Here is a 14,108-nt window from a genome sequence, read left to right on the forward strand (position 1 = left end):
TGCCTCCACCCACTCTTCGGGCGGCTTCCCCGGCACGTGAGGGAAGGAAAGACTGCAACGAGAAGGCCAGCCGCGTGGCGTGATGCTGTTCGCTAGGAGCTGCTGACAGACGACTTCAGGCAGTTGTGTTGCAGAGCCGATGATTTGGGGTTATCGCTACAGGCGGCTGATCTGCGGCTCGGCTGCAGGGCGGCTGATCTGTCGCTTGGTCGCAGGGCCCCTGCCCGCCCACCATCGCGGGACACGCCGCAAGTACGTCCTTGTAGGCTCTTACGCAGCATCCATGCTGCGTAAGGTCCCGCGACGGTGGGCAGGCACGGACCAAGTCGAGATGGTCGGTGTGCTTACTTAAGAGCAGTGCGCGATGCGCACTGTTCGATACTGATGCGCCGGCGCAATGTCCGGCGCAAGTCGAGCGACAAGCGGCTCTTCGCGTGACAACCGACCAACTCCCTGGTGCGGTGCCCTCGCCGATTGCGGGACCCTTGGCGGCATGGATGCCGCCAAGGAGCCTCCACGGACGGATTCACGGCGTGTCCCGCGAGCGGTGAGGGCACCGCGCACTCGACCGACTCAGCGTTTGACTGCATCCGGGAGGATGCGGCCAACCACACCGCCGTCCTCACCGCCAGGCGAGCGCGGTCAAAATCGAAATCGGCATGTCCAACGCGTACACGCCGATTCTGGTTGCCTCCACACAGACCTGATGACCGTTGGCACCGGCATGCAGGTGTGCTGCGATCAGAGGATGTAGCGACTCAGGTCCGGGTCCTGCACCAGCTCGCCGAGCTGTGCATCGACATAGGCAGCATCGACAGTGACACTCTGCCCGTCGCGATCCGGCGCCTCATAGCTCAGCACATCGAGCAGACGCTCCAGCACCGTGTGCAGGCGGCGCGCGCCGATGTTTTCCTGCCGCTCGTTGACCTGCGCGGCGATCTCGGCCAGGCGCTCCACCGCATCCGCGCCGAAGGTCAGACTCACGCCTTCGGTCTGCAGCAAGGCTTCGTACTGCTTGATCAACGCCGCCTTGGGCTCGGTGAGGATGCGCACGAAATCGGCCTTGGTCAGCGCGGTCAACTCGACACGGATCGGAAAACGGCCCTGCAATTCGGGAATCAGATCGCTGGGCTTGGCCAGATGGAACGCGCCGGAGGCGATGAACAGGATATGGTCGGTCTTGACCGTGCCGTACTTGGTCGACACGTTGGAGCCTTCCACCAGTGGCAGCAGATCGCGTTGCACGCCTTCGCGACTGACATCGCCGCCATTGGAGCCGGCTTCGCCGCGCTTGGCGACCTTGTCGATCTCGTCGATAAACACGATGCCGTGCTGCTCGCAGGCTTCGATCGCCGCCGCGCGTACGTCGTCTTCGTTGACCAGCTTGCCGGCTTCTTCTTCGATCAGCAGCGGGCGCGCGGCCTTGATGGTGAGCTTGCGCTTCTGCGACTTGCCGCTGCCCAGGTTGGAAAACATCTGCCGCAGCTGCTGGCCCATTTCTTCCATGCCCGGCGGGGTCATGATGTCCATGCTGGCGTTGACCGCCACTTCCAGCTCGATCTCGCGCTCGTCCAGCTCGCCGCTGCGCAGCATGCGGCGGAACTTGATGCGGGTGTCGTTGTCCTGCGACGAGGGCTCGTTGCGCGCCGCCTCCGGGTCAAACCCGATGCCGGCCGCACGGCGCGGCAGCAACGCATCCAGGAGGCGGTCTTCGGCGCGTTCTTCGGCCTGGTTGCGCACGCGCACCTTGGCCTGTTCGCGATACAGCTTGACCGAGGTGTCGGCCAGGTCGCGAATGATCTGTTCCACATCCTTGCCGACATAGCCGACCTCGGTAAAGCGCGTGGCTTCGACCTTGACGAACGGTGCGTTGGCCAAGGTGGCCAGACGCCGCGCGATCTCGGTCTTGCCGACGCCGGTCGGGCCGATCATCAGGATGTTCTTGGGCATCACCTCGTTGCGCAGCTCTTCGGGCAGCTGCATGCGGCGCCAGCGATTACGCAGCGCGATGGCAACCGCACGCTTGGCATCGTGCTGGCCAACGATATGACGGTCGAGCTCCTGCACGATTTCGCGCGGAGTCATGGTTGAAGTATCGGAATTTGGCATTGGGGAATCGAGAATGGGGAAAGGGGAATCGCAAGCGCGAAATCAAGAGCCTATGTCGTCGGGGTGGAACCAAAACCGCTGTTGCGATTCCCGATTCCCCACTCCCGATTCACAGCTCTTCGACCACCACGTTGCGATTGGTATAGATGCAGATATCGCCGGCGATGTTGATCGCTTCGGTGGCGATGGTCTTGGCATCGAGTTCGGTGTGCGCCAGCAGCGCGCGGGCGGCCGACAAGGCGTACGAGCCGCCCGAACCGATGGCGATGATGCCGTCTTCCGGCTCGATCACATCGCCGGTCCCGCTGATGATCAACGAGGTTTCCTTATCGGCAACCGCGAGCAGCGCTTCGAGCTTGCCCAGGCGGCGCTCGGTGCGCCAATCCTTGGCCAGCTCCACGGCGGCACGGGTCAGTTGCCCATGCTTGTCCAGCTTGGCCTCGAACAACTCGAACAGGGTGAACGCATCGGCGGCGGCGCCGGCAAAACCGGCAAGCACCTGCCCCTCGCGGCCGAGCCGGCGCACCTTGCGCGCATTGCCCTTCATGACGGTGTGGCCGAGGGTGACCTGGCCATCGCCGGCAACGGCGACATGCCCACCACGCCGAACCGAAATGATGGTGGTGGCGTGAACGATGTTGGGGTTCTGGCTGGGGTCCATGGGTCCTCCGGGGGTTTCCAATGAGGTGGGGACGCCCCTGCCGGGTTCAAGCGTGCTGCGACGATGCGCCGCATCGAGTGGTGGAAACGCGTTCAAGCAGATGGATGAAGCGAGCTCACATGCGAGATAGCCTGCGCTGGTGAGCCAGCCTGACAACGCTTGCTCGAGATCGGCATTTGGCTGCGGAAGCGCTTGCAGGCGTTCCTCGAGCAGGCGTGCTTCTCGTTTCTATATGGTGTGTTGGGTCTGACGTTGCCTGATCCGTTGCCCAGGTCCAACGTCAAACCACACGCCGTCGCCTTACTCGACAATTCCATCAAGATCACCGCCTGCGATGCGATCCGCGCGACACGCATAACAGCCCTGACGTGCGTGATGCAAATGTACGTAGGCGATCTGCGCGTCGTCCAGACGCGCGTGCAGCCACGCTGCGACGTGTTCGCCTGCACACACCTCGGCGGTCACCAGATGATGGCGATGATCGTAAGCCCGTAGCGAGATCAGCCGCGATCGGATCGCAGCCGGCACTGCATCTGGTTCCAGCTGCGCAAGCACCGCTGCGGCACGCACAAAGATCGGCCCGCTCGCACGGTAGGGCGAATCGGCAGCTTGGTGCAGATACGGCAGCAGCAGCAACTGCTCACCTGCGCGCGCATCCTGCAGGCTGACACGACACGGAAATCCGTGATCGGCATCGGCGATCACGCGCACTGCTTGGTGATTGGTCAACGCAACGTCATCGAGTCCGTGCAGATGGGCGAACAAGGCCGGATCGAGCCCTGTCAAACGAAACGAGGTCATGGCGATCTTCCAGAGGTGGAAGCACAGCGTGACGCGCGCATGCCGGCCCTGCTCGCCGTCTTCGGACATGGCAGCGCCCGAGTGCGCTCAAGCCCCTCTCCGGGGGGGAAGGGGCTTGAGCGTGCGGTGGTCGGTCAGCGAGGTGCATCAACTGCCTGTGGCTGCACATCACGCAATCGGCAAATCCTTACGCTACGCACCAGTCAATCGCAGCATCGGGCACTGCGTGCCACTCACTCGGCAGCTTTCTTGCGCTTGGCCCGCGGATGCGCGGCGTCGTAGACCTTGGCCAGATGCTGGAAGTCCAGATGCGTGTAGATCTGCGTGGTGGCGATATCCGAATGGCCAAGCAACTCCTGCACGCCGCGCAGGTCGCCAGAAGATTCGAGGATGTGGCTGGCAAAGCTGTGCCGCAGCATATGCGGATGCACGTCCTTGAACATGCCCTGGCGCACCGCCAGTTGCTTGATGCGGATCTGCACTGCGCGCTGCGAAATCGCACCGCCGGCGCGGCCGGGGAATACATGCGTGTCGGCACGTCCGCCGCTGTCGCGCAGCCAGTCGCGCAGCGCGCCGATCGCATGCGACCCCACCGGCACCAGGCGCTGCTTGCCGCCCTTGCCGAGCACCATCACCAAGCCGCTGTCCAGATCCAGATCGCGCCAGCGCAGCGCGCAGAGCTCGCTCAGGCGCAGCCCGGACGAATAGAACAGCTCCAGCAAGGCGCGATCGCGCAGGCCCAGCGGCGCGTCGGTCGGCACTTCGACCAGACGCACCGCTTCATCGGCATCGAGCACCTGCGGCAATTTGCGCGGCGCCTTGGGCGCACGCAGCGCCGCCGCCGGGCTTGCGGCAATGCGGCCATGCTTGAGCAACCAGGCGTAGTAGCTGCGGCATGCCGACAGACGCCGCTGCAGGCTCTTGGGCGACAACCCACGCCGGTGCTCGGCCGCGACGAACTGCCGCAACTGTGCACTATCGAGCTGCGCAACCTCGTCGATGGCCTGTTCCCCGGCCCAGCTCGCCAACGCGGCAAGATCGCGGCGATAGGCATCCAGCGTATGCGCAGACACCTGCCGCTCGACCTGCAGGTACGCCAGGAAATCGTCGGCCGACGCCACCTCAGACTTCTCGCCGCCGCACCATCTGCGCGGCCATCCAGCGCAGGCCGCACGCATCGGCGCACCCTGCGCTGCGCATCATGTGTCGAAGCGTTGCAACGCCACGCTCAAGGACTCGCCCATCATGCGCAGGAACAAGGTACCCATGCCGGGATAGAAGCGGTTGGCATCGCCGCTGCCGACCGCAATCAAACCGACGCCCGGCAACGGCAGCAGCGCGGTGGATTGCACCTCGGCAGCCTGGTCGGCATACAGCAGCGCGTGTTTCTCTGCCTGCAGGCGGCCGCAGATCGGCTCGCCGTCGCCCAGGCAATCGCGGAACGGGGCAAGCCGCGCATCATCGGCGGCGATGACCTGCAGCCAGTCGGCATCCAGACCGGCGACCGGTTTGAGCAGCACCAGCCGCACCAGTTCGCCATTGAAATCTTCCGCCAGCGCGGCGGCCATCGCCTTGAGCGTGCCGGCCGCGCTGGTCTGGCGCATCAGCGCCAGGGTCAGCTGATGCGTGCGCACCGCCAGGCGCTCGTTGTCCTGCGCATTGTGGCCAAGCTCGTGCAGGCGCCGCGACAGCTCGCGGTTCTTGTCGCGCAGCACTTCCAGCTGATAGGTGGCCAGCGAGGCGGTGGGGCCGTCGTCGCGCGGCACCAGCAGACTCACCGCCAGATCCGGAAACTGCTTGAGGAAGGTCGGGTGGCGCCGCAACCAGGTTGCCACTTCGTGCGCGCTGAATGTGTCCGTGTTCTCGCTCATCAGTTCCACTCTCCATCGAAGACGAACACGGCCGGACCGGACATCACGACGTCCTGTTGTTCGCCGGCCCAACGGATGCGCAGGTCGCCGCCGGGCAAGGACACCTGCACGTCGCGCTCGACACGGCCGCGCTGCATCAACACCGCCGCTGCCGCGCATGCACCGCTGCCGCAGGCCAGGGTTTCGCCGACGCCGCGCTCGAACACGCGCAAGCGCACGTGCGTCGGGTCGACGACCTGCACAAAGCCGACATTGACCGAATCGGGGAACGCGGCGTTCTGTTGCAACAAGGCGCCGACGCGCTCCACCGGCGCCGCGTCCACCCGCCCCACTTCCACCACGGCATGCGGGTTGCCCATCGACACCGCGCCAAAGCGCATGGTCTCGCCATGCACCGGCAGCGCGTATTCCTCGCGCGCACGCGCAAAGCCGGCCAGCGGGATCTGCGTGGGCTCGAACTGCGGCACGCCCATCGCCACCGCGTAGGTGCCGGCGTCCAGACGCTGCACGCGGTGTGAGGTGAGCGGACTGTCGATGACGAAATCATCGCCCTGCGCGGTGCCGTCGCGCACCAGCCAGGCCGCCACACAACGCGCGCCGTTACCGCATTGACGCGCGGCCGAACCGTCGGAATTCCAGATCCCGTACGCGGCCACCGCCTCGCTGCTGCGCGGGGTTTCGATGGTCAGGATCTGGTCGCAGCCCACCCCGAAATGGCGGTCGGCCAGGCGCGCGGCCAGCGCGGCATCCGGCGGCGGCGTACCGTCGCGCAGGTCCAGCACCACGAAATCGTTGCCGGCGCCATGCATTTTGGTGAAACGCAGACGCCCGCTGCGGCCGTCAGCGCTCATTGCCGCTGCTAGCGGGCTGGTCGGTGGTGGGCGCGGGCTGCGTATCGTCGTTCACCGGCGCAGGCGCAGGCGAGGACTCATCCAGCGGTTGCGGCGCGTCCGGCGGCTGCAGCACGGGCTGGGCTTCCACCGGCACCGGCTTCTGCGGCATCACCAGCGGGCCCTTGTTGCCGCAGGCGGCAAGCAGGACAAAGGTCGCACCAACCAGTGCGAGACGAACAGACGGTCGGGACATGATGCTCATGGCCGAAGTATAGCCAGAACACCCTGACTGCCGTGCGCTCAGTGTGCGGGAGGCAGCGCGCGCGGCGGCGGCTCGGGGCGCAGCCACAGCCAGATCGCCACCACCGCCATGCTGCCGATCGACAGGCACTTGACCCAGAGCACCGGCACGCACCACAGCATGATGCCGGCGCAGACGGCCATGGTCAGCGTGGCCATCCACTTGGCCTTGCGGCTGACCGCGCGATAGGTCTGCCACTCGACGATCGCCGGGCCGAAGCGCGGGTGCGAGAGCAGCCAGGTGTGCAGCCGCTCGGAGCCGTGCGAGGCGGCCCAGGCGGAAATGAGGATGAACACGGTCGTCGGCAGACCGGGTACGAAGATACCGACGATGCCGGTCGCCAGGCTGGCGTAGGCCAGCAACCACCAGGCCCAACGGAATCGAGTCGGTCGCGTCATGGGTAAATGATACGGCCAGCGGGCGCCGAGATGGTCCGGGCATCCCCTTCTCCCAGCGGGAGAAGGTGCCCGAACGGCGGATGAGGGTACGTCTGCACGCAGGGCTGGGAGGGTCCTGCTTACCAATCCCCAATCCCGACTCCCCAATCCACGCCCCTCAACTACTTGACCCCGAGCTGATCCAGCACGAACGCATACGACTCGGCGAGTTCGCGGTAGCGACGGAAGCGGCCGGACTTGCCGCCATGGCCGGCTTCCATGTTGGTACGGAACACGATCGGCCGGGCGCCGGTGTCGTCGTCGCGCAGTTTGGCGACCCACTTGGCCGGCTCCCAATACTGCACCTGCGAATCCCACAGACCGGTGCCGACGAACAGCGCCGGGTAGGCCTGCCTGGTCACGTTGTCGTACGGGGAGTAGGACAGCATGTAGTCGTAATAGGCCTTCTTTTCCGGGTTGCCCCACTCGTCGTATTCGTTGGTGGTGAGCGGGATGCTGGCATCGAGCATGGTGGTGACCACGTCGACGAACGGCACCTGCGCGACCATCACGCGGTAGTCCTGCGGGGCCATGTTGGCCACCGCACCCATCAGCAACCCGCCGGCGCTGCCGCCGGAAGCGGCGACCCGTTCCTTGGCAGCGTAGCCCTGCGCCACCAGGCCGCGGGTGACGTCGATGAAGTCGGTGAAGGTGTTCTTCTTGTGCAGCAGCTTGCCGTCGTCGTACCACTGGCGGCCCATTTCCTGGCCGCCACGGATATGCGCGATGGCATACACCACGCCACGGTCCAGCAGGCTGATCGCCGGCAGATTGAACGCCGGGTCCATCGACATGCCGTAGCTGCCGTAGGCGTACTGGAACAACGCCGCAGTGCCGTCCTTCTTGAAGCCGCGCTTGTACACCAGCGACACCGGCACCTTGACGCCGTCGCGCGAGGTCACCCAGACGCGCTCGGTCACGTACTTGCCGGCGTCGTAACCGATCACCGGCTGCTGCTTGAGCAGCTTGCGCTCGCCGGTCCGCGTATTGAGTTCATAGGTGGTGGCCGGCGTGGTCAGCGAGGTGTAGCTGTAGCGCAACCACTCGGTGTCCGGCTCGGAATTGACCGCCAGGCCCATCGAATACGCAGGCTCGTCGGCCTTGACGTATTGCGGCTCCCCCGCAAGAGCCCCCGCATCCATGTGCGGACTGTTGAATTGAAGGCGCGCGCGTTCCAGCCCGCCGGAGCGCTCTTCGATCGCAGTAAACCCATCGAACAGCTCGAAGTTTTCGATATAGACCTTGTCATCGTGCGCCACCCAATCGGTCCACTGCGTGCGCGTGGTCGCGTCGGTGGGTGCGGTCACCAGCTTGAAATTCTTGGCGCCATCGGCGTTGGTGCGGATCACCCAACGGCCATCGAAATGCTCGGGGTGATATTCGACATCGCGTTCGCGCTTGGCCAGCAAGGTGAACCGCTCGGGATTGTCGGCCGGCGCATAACGCGTCTCCGACGACACCGTGCTTTCCACGCCGATGGTGATGTACTTGTCGTCGCGGGTACGGCCGATGCCCATGTAGAAGCTGTCGTCCTTCTCCTCGTAGACCAGCACGTCGTCCTTGGAGGGCGTGCCCAGCACGTGTTTTTTCACCCGCACGGTGAGCAGCGTTTCCGGATCGTTTTCGACATAGAACAGGGTCTTGTTGTCGTCGGCCCAGACCACGTTGGCCGACACGCCTTCCACCGTATCGGCGTAGATCTCGCCGGTGTCCAGGTTCTTGAAGCGGATCGTGTACTGGCGACGGCCCACCGCATCGTCGGCCCAGGCCAGGATGCGATTGTCCTGGCTCACTTCCGCATCGCCGACGCTGAAGTAGCCCTTGCCCTGCGCCATCTGGTTGACGTCGAGCAGGACCTGTTCCGGCGCGTCCATGCTGCCCTTGCGGCGCGCCTGGATCGGGTAGTCCTTGCCGGCCTCGAAGCGCGTGTAGTACCAGTAGCCACGCTCGCGATACGGCACGCTGGCATCGTCCTGCTTGATGCGCCCGACGATCTCGGTATACAGCGCGTCTTCCAGCGGCTTGAGCGGCGCCATCACCGTGTCGGTGTAGGCATTCTCGGCGTTGAGATAGGCCAGCATCGCCTTGTCCTCGCGCTTGTCGTCGCGCAGCCAGTAGTAGTCGTCGTTGCGGGTGGCGCCGAACGGGGCCTTGACCACGTGCGGACGCTTGGCCACGTCCGGCGGCGACGGGAGAGCTGCGAAAGCGGAAGGAACAGATGTGGTCATCAGGCTGGCGATCAGAAGAGTGAGGACAGGCTTCATCAGATTGGGGTCCGTTGGATGAACGCAATGCCATCCCAGTACCCGAGTGTGGAAGAGCCCGGCCGGGAGCGTCATGTGCCCGAGGTCATGCTGCTCTATCCTCTTCGGCATGGACTCCCTACATTCGCACATTCCCCGCTACAGCCGCCGCAGCCGGGACATCGCCCCGTTTCATGTGATGGCGCTATTGGCGCGCGCCAATGCGCTGGAACAGGCCGGCCACGATGTGATCCACCTGGAGATCGGCGAACCGGATTTCACCACCGCCGCACCGATCGTCGCGGCCGGGCAGGCCGCACTGGCGGCGGGACACACCCGCTACACCGCCGCACGCGGCCTGCCCGCGCTGCGCGCCGCCATCGCCGGGTTTTACGCGCAGCGGTACGGCTGTGCCATCGATCCGGAACGCATCCTGGTCACCCCGGGCGGCTCCGGCGCATTGCTGCTGGCCAGCAGCCTGTTGGTCGACCCGGACAAACACTGGCTGCTCGCCGACCCTGGCTATCCGTGCAACCGGCATTTCCTGCGCCTGGTCGAAGGTGCCGCGCAACTGGTGCCGGTGGGCGCAGACACCGATTACCAACTGACGCCAGGCCTGGTCGATGCCTGCTGGAACGCCGACAGCGTCGGCGCACTGGTCGCCTCGCCGGCAAACCCCACCGGCAGTGTGCTGTCGCGCGCGCAACTGGCCGGCCTCTCGCAAGCGCTGCACGCACGCGGCGGCCACCTGGTGGTGGACGAGATCTACCACGGCCTGACCTATGGCATGGACGCGCACAGCGTGCTGGAAGTGGACGACAGCGCCTTCGTACTGAACAGTTTTTCCAAGTACTTCGGCATGACCGGCTGGCGCCTGGGCTGGCTGGTCGCCCCGCCCGCAGCGGTGCCGGAGCTGGAAAAACTCGCGCAGAATCTTTACATCAGCGCCTCCACGATCGCCCAGCACGCCGCGCTGGCCTGCTTCACGCCCGACAGCATCGCCATCTTCGAAGCGCGCCGTGCCGAATTCCAGCAGCGCCGCGATTACCTGCTGCCCGCGCTGCGCGCACTGGGCTTGAACATCGCCGTCGAGCCGCAGGGTGCGTTCTACCTGTATGCCGATATCAGCGCATTCTCGAACGATGCCCAGGCCTTCTGCGCGCACTTCCTGGAGACCGAACATGTCGCCTTCACCCCTGGCATCGACTTCGGCCACCACCGCGCCAACCAGCACGTCCGCATCGCCTATACGCAAAGCCTGCCGCGCCTTGAGCAGGCGGTAGAGCGCATCGCGCGCGGTTTGCAACGTTTTTGACCGGACGTACCCTCATTTGCCCTTCGGGCACCTTCTCCCGCTGGGAGAAGGAACTAACAAAAAAGCCCTGGACCATTCGGCCCAGGGCTTTTTTCGACGCAATGCATGATCAAAGCAACTCGAATTACGGAAGTGCTTTCGATCAACACCTCATCAATCCGCCAACCGCTCCCACAGGAAGCTGTAGGCCAGCGCGGCCATGTGCGCTGCCTGCGCGTTGTTGGCCGCACCGCCGTGGCCGCCTTCGATGTTCTCGTAGTAGGTCACGTCCTTGCCGGCCTCGATCATCTTGGCAGCCATCTTGCGCGCGTGGCCTGGATGCACGCGGTCGTCGCGCGTGGAGGTCAGGAAGATCACCGGCGGATAGGTCTTCTTCGGGTCGAACAGGTGGTACGGCGAGAAGGTCTGGATGAACTTCCAGTCGTCGGTATCCGGGTTGCCGTACTCGGCCATCCACGAGGCACCGGCCAGCAGATGGCTGTAGCGCTTCATGTCCAGCAGCGGCACCTGCACCACCACCGCGCCGAACAGCTCCGGATACTGGGTCAGCATGTTGCCGGTCATCAGGCCGCCATTGCTGCCGCCCTGCACGCCCAGATGCCTGGTCGAGGTGATCTTGCGCGCAACCAGGTCCTTGGCCACCGCAGCCATGTCTTCGTAGGCCTTGTGGCGATTCTGCTTGAGCGCGGCCTGGTGCCAGCGCGGGCCGTATTCGCCACCGCCGCGGATGTTGGCCACCACGTAGACGCCGCCCTTTTCCAGCCAGGCGCGGCCCAGTCCACCGGAGTAATTCGGCGTCATCGAAATCTCGAAACCGCCGTAGCCGTACAGCAGGGTCGGTGCGCTGCCATCGAGCTTCAACGCCTTGGGGCGCACAAGGAAATACGGCACGCGGGTGCCGTCCTTGCTGGTGGCAAAGTGCTGCTCGATGCTGTCCTTGCCGGCATCGAAGAACGCCGGCATGGCCTTGAGCGGCTGCGGCGCAGTGCCCACCTCCACCCACGACAAGGTGGTCGGGGTCAGGTAGTCGGTGACGGTCAGCCACAATGCGTCGCTGTCGTCGCTGTCCACCGCGCTGACGTCGACGGTGCCGAATGCCGGCGCACCGACGAAGGCGCTCTTCTTCCAGCCATCCTGCGCAGGCGTGATCACGCTCAGGCGGTTCTTGACGTCTTCCAGCACGTTCAACACCAGGTGCGAACGCGTCCAGGCCATGCCCGCCAGCGAGGTGCTGTCGGTGGGCTCGAACAGCACATCGAAGCTGCGCTTGCCGGCCATGAAGTCGTCAAAGCGCGTCGCCAGCAGCGAGCCGGCCTTGTAGGTCTTGCCGGCCACGGTCCACGGTTCGCGCAGTTCCAGGGTCAGCCATTGCCGCTTGACCGACTTGCTGGCCGAGTTGGGCGCATCCACCTTGACCAGCTTGCCGTCGGCGCCCTTGAGATACAGCTCCTCGTTGTAGAAGGCCAGCGTGCGGCTGACGAAATCGCGCTCGAATCCGGGCGTGTCGTCGTGCATCGCGGCGATGTACATGTCGGTCGGCTTGCCCTCGTACACCACCGTGGCGGCGCTGAGCGGAGTGCCGCGCTTCCACTGCTTGGCGATGCGCGGATAGCCGGAGCTGGTCATCGTGCCGGCACCGAAATCGGTGAACACGTACACGGTGTCCTGGTCGATCCAGCCCAGCCCGCCCTTGGATTCGGGGCGGAAGAAGCCGTCCTTGACCCACTGCTTGCCGGCCAGGTCGAACTCGCGGGTGACATCGGCATCGGCGCCGCCGCGCGACAGCGCGATCAGGCAGCGCTGGTAATCCGGGCGCAGGCAGTCGGCACCGTGCCAGACCCAGTTCTCGCCTTCGGCCTTGTTGAGCGCATCCAGGTCCAGCACCGTTTCCCACTTGGGCGCCGGCTTGCGGTATTCGTCCAGCGTGGTGCGACGCCACAGGCCGCGCTCGTGCTGCTTGTCCTTCCAGAAGTTGTAGTAGTACTCGCCGATCTTCTGCACACCCGGAATCTTCGCATCCGAATCCAGCACTTCGCGGATGCTGGTTTCCATCTGCCTGAAGGCCGGCGTGGCGGCCAGGCGCGCCTCGGTCCTGGCGTTCTGGGCCTTGACCCAGTCCAGCGGCTTGGCGCCGGAGACCTCTTCCAGCCAGGCGTAGGGATCGTTGGACACGGCGGTTTCCTCTGCAGAGACGGCGCCAGCGGTGATCAGACCGGCAACCAGGCAGATCGAGGCGAGTTTGGACATGAATATTTCCGGGAGAACGAACGCCGGGAACGTAGCATAGCCCTCCGCCGCCCGACCCTGCCGAAGGTCAGGCCGCGCGCGCCTGTGTCGCCGCACGCGAAGTGCTGCGTCGGCGTTGCGCCTGCGGCCCGCGCCGACGTGGCGCGCCACGCCGCGCTCCGGGCCGCACCAGGGTCGGCAACGCAAAACGGTGCAGGCTCCACCAGGCCAGCATCGGCATGCCGACCAGCCACAGCGGCAGCCAGCCGATCCATTCGCTGTGGCCACGCGCGGCCGGCCACACCAGCACCAGGGCCAGGCCGGCCAGGGCGATCTGCCGGACCGGGCGCAGCACGCGTGGGTCGGGACGTTCGGAACGACGGGAAGGACGAATCGACATGGCGGCACTCCGTGGCAGGAAGGATCAGAACAGGCCGGCAGGATTGCCTGCGCCCATCTCACCGACTGCGACCTGGAGGCAAAACCCGAAAGACCGTCTGGCCGGACGACTGCGCCAGCCGCAACGCCGTAACCACCGCCTGGTCACCAAGTTGCGCTCTCCCGGATCCGGGCGCGCGGTTGCCGGCCTGAGGCAGCCGCGTGCGCCAGACCCGACCGTTGACGCGAACTTGCCCCCTGCATGCGGTAGTGTGCTGCTCCAACCGCCCCTTTGTGATGTTGCGATGCGCCTGACCGTTACGATCGCCCTCGCTTTTCTGTTCGTCCTCGGCCTGCCCGTGGCATCGGCCAAGGACGCCCCTGCCAGCGAGCCGGCGGTTGATCTGTCCAAGATCATGGGCACCTGGTACGTGATTGCGCGCATGCCCAATCCGGTGGAGCGCGGTCACGTCACCAGCCGCGACGAGTACACCCTGGTCGAAGACGGCGAGGTGGCGGTGCGCTATCTGTACCGCGAGGGCTTCGGCGAGCCGGAGAAAGCGGTCAACGCACGCGCCTCGGTGGACGCCGAGAGCGGCAATCGCGACTGGCGGGTGTGGTTCTACAAGGTCATTCCGGCCAAGCAGCGCATCCTGGAAATCGCACCGGACGGTTCGTGGATGCTGATTTCCTACCCCGGCCGCGACCTGGCCTGGATCTTCGCGCGCAAGCCGGACATGAGCCGCGACCAGTACCGCCAACTGGTCGACAAGATGCGCGACGACTATTCCATCTACACCGACAAGCTCAAGCGCGTGCCGCAGTTGCGCGAGCAGGTGGACCGCCTGGGCTTTGAAGTGCCCAACAAGCGCTGATGTTGGGGTGCCGGCCGGCTGCCGGGCCGGATTCGGCTGTTTCGGACCTCAGCTGACC

General features: G+C 65.3%; 13 protein-coding genes. 2 read left to right on the forward strand and 11 right to left on the reverse strand.

Annotated features, from left to right (window positions below; genetic code table 11):
• Positions 1 to 741: 741 nt before the first annotated feature.
• From hslU to FHT08_RS10610, 9 genes are all read right to left on the reverse strand, one after another.
• Complete coding sequence (gene hslU, locus FHT08_RS10570; protein ID WP_104606529.1) at positions 742 to 2,109, reverse strand: ATP-dependent protease ATPase subunit HslU; 1,368 nt, start codon at positions 2,107 to 2,109, stop codon at positions 742 to 744.
• A 109-nt stretch (positions 2,110 to 2,218) separates the two neighbouring features.
• Positions 2,219 to 2,770, reverse strand: a complete 552-nt coding sequence (hslV, locus tag FHT08_RS10575; protein ID WP_005997221.1) for an ATP-dependent protease subunit HslV — start codon at positions 2,768 to 2,770, stop codon at positions 2,219 to 2,221.
• 300 nt (positions 2,771 to 3,070) lie between these two features.
• Positions 3,071 to 3,640, reverse strand: coding sequence for a DUF1203 domain-containing protein (locus FHT08_RS10580; RefSeq protein WP_243849005.1), 570 nt, complete (start codon positions 3,638 to 3,640; stop codon positions 3,071 to 3,073).
• 164 nt (positions 3,641 to 3,804) lie between these two features.
• Positions 3,805 to 4,692, reverse strand: a complete 888-nt coding sequence (xerC, locus tag FHT08_RS10585) for a tyrosine recombinase XerC (protein WP_104538861.1) — start codon at positions 4,690 to 4,692, stop codon at positions 3,805 to 3,807.
• Between the two features lie 78 nt (positions 4,693 to 4,770).
• Entirely contained in the window at positions 4,771 to 5,442 is a 672-nt protein-coding gene (locus FHT08_RS10590; protein ID WP_166775053.1) for a DUF484 family protein, read from the reverse strand.
• Entirely contained in the window at positions 5,442 to 6,293 is an 852-nt protein-coding gene (gene dapF / locus FHT08_RS10595; protein WP_104538606.1) for a diaminopimelate epimerase, read from the reverse strand. The genes FHT08_RS10590 and dapF overlap by 1 nt, the downstream gene beginning before the upstream one ends.
• Positions 6,283 to 6,537 (reverse strand): lipoprotein, encoded by a 255-nt coding sequence (locus tag FHT08_RS10600; RefSeq protein ID WP_104538607.1) that lies wholly within the window; start codon positions 6,535 to 6,537, stop codon positions 6,283 to 6,285. The genes dapF and FHT08_RS10600 overlap by 11 nt, the downstream gene beginning before the upstream one ends.
• Positions 6,538 to 6,575: 38 nt before the next feature.
• Positions 6,576 to 6,974 (reverse strand): YbaN family protein, encoded by a 399-nt coding sequence (locus tag FHT08_RS10605; RefSeq protein ID WP_104538608.1) that lies wholly within the window; start codon positions 6,972 to 6,974, stop codon positions 6,576 to 6,578.
• A 161-nt stretch (positions 6,975 to 7,135) separates the two neighbouring features.
• Complete coding sequence (locus FHT08_RS10610) at positions 7,136 to 9,277, reverse strand: S9 family peptidase (protein WP_166775054.1); 2,142 nt, start codon at positions 9,275 to 9,277, stop codon at positions 7,136 to 7,138.
• Positions 9,278 to 9,386: 109 nt separating this feature from the next.
• Here FHT08_RS10610 and FHT08_RS10615 point away from each other — a divergent pair, with 109 nt between their 5' ends.
• Complete coding sequence (locus FHT08_RS10615; RefSeq protein ID WP_166775055.1) at positions 9,387 to 10,571, forward strand: pyridoxal phosphate-dependent aminotransferase; 1,185 nt, start codon at positions 9,387 to 9,389, stop codon at positions 10,569 to 10,571.
• 153 nt (positions 10,572 to 10,724) lie between these two features.
• Here FHT08_RS10615 and FHT08_RS10620 read toward each other — a convergent pair whose 3' ends face one another.
• Together FHT08_RS10620 and FHT08_RS10625 are read right to left on the reverse strand one after the other, a co-directional pair.
• Positions 10,725 to 12,818 carry a prolyl oligopeptidase family serine peptidase gene (locus tag FHT08_RS10620; RefSeq protein ID WP_104538611.1) on the reverse strand — a complete coding sequence of 698 codons (2,094 nt, stop codon included), beginning with the start codon at positions 12,816 to 12,818 and terminating at the stop codon, positions 10,725 to 10,727.
• Positions 12,819 to 12,885: 67 nt separating this feature from the next.
• Positions 12,886 to 13,197 (reverse strand): hypothetical protein, encoded by a 312-nt coding sequence (locus FHT08_RS10625; RefSeq protein WP_104538612.1) that lies wholly within the window; start codon positions 13,195 to 13,197, stop codon positions 12,886 to 12,888.
• A 283-nt stretch (positions 13,198 to 13,480) separates the two neighbouring features.
• Here FHT08_RS10625 and FHT08_RS10630 point away from each other — a divergent pair, with 283 nt between their 5' ends.
• Complete coding sequence (locus FHT08_RS10630; RefSeq protein ID WP_166775056.1) at positions 13,481 to 14,050, forward strand: lipocalin family protein; 570 nt, start codon at positions 13,481 to 13,483, stop codon at positions 14,048 to 14,050.
• The last annotated feature ends 58 nt before the right edge of the window (positions 14,051 to 14,108 follow it).

It is taken from the genome of Xanthomonas sp. CFBP 8151, assembly GCF_011761885.1.
Lineage (GTDB): Bacteria > Pseudomonadota > Gammaproteobacteria > Xanthomonadales > Xanthomonadaceae > Xanthomonas > Xanthomonas arboricola_B.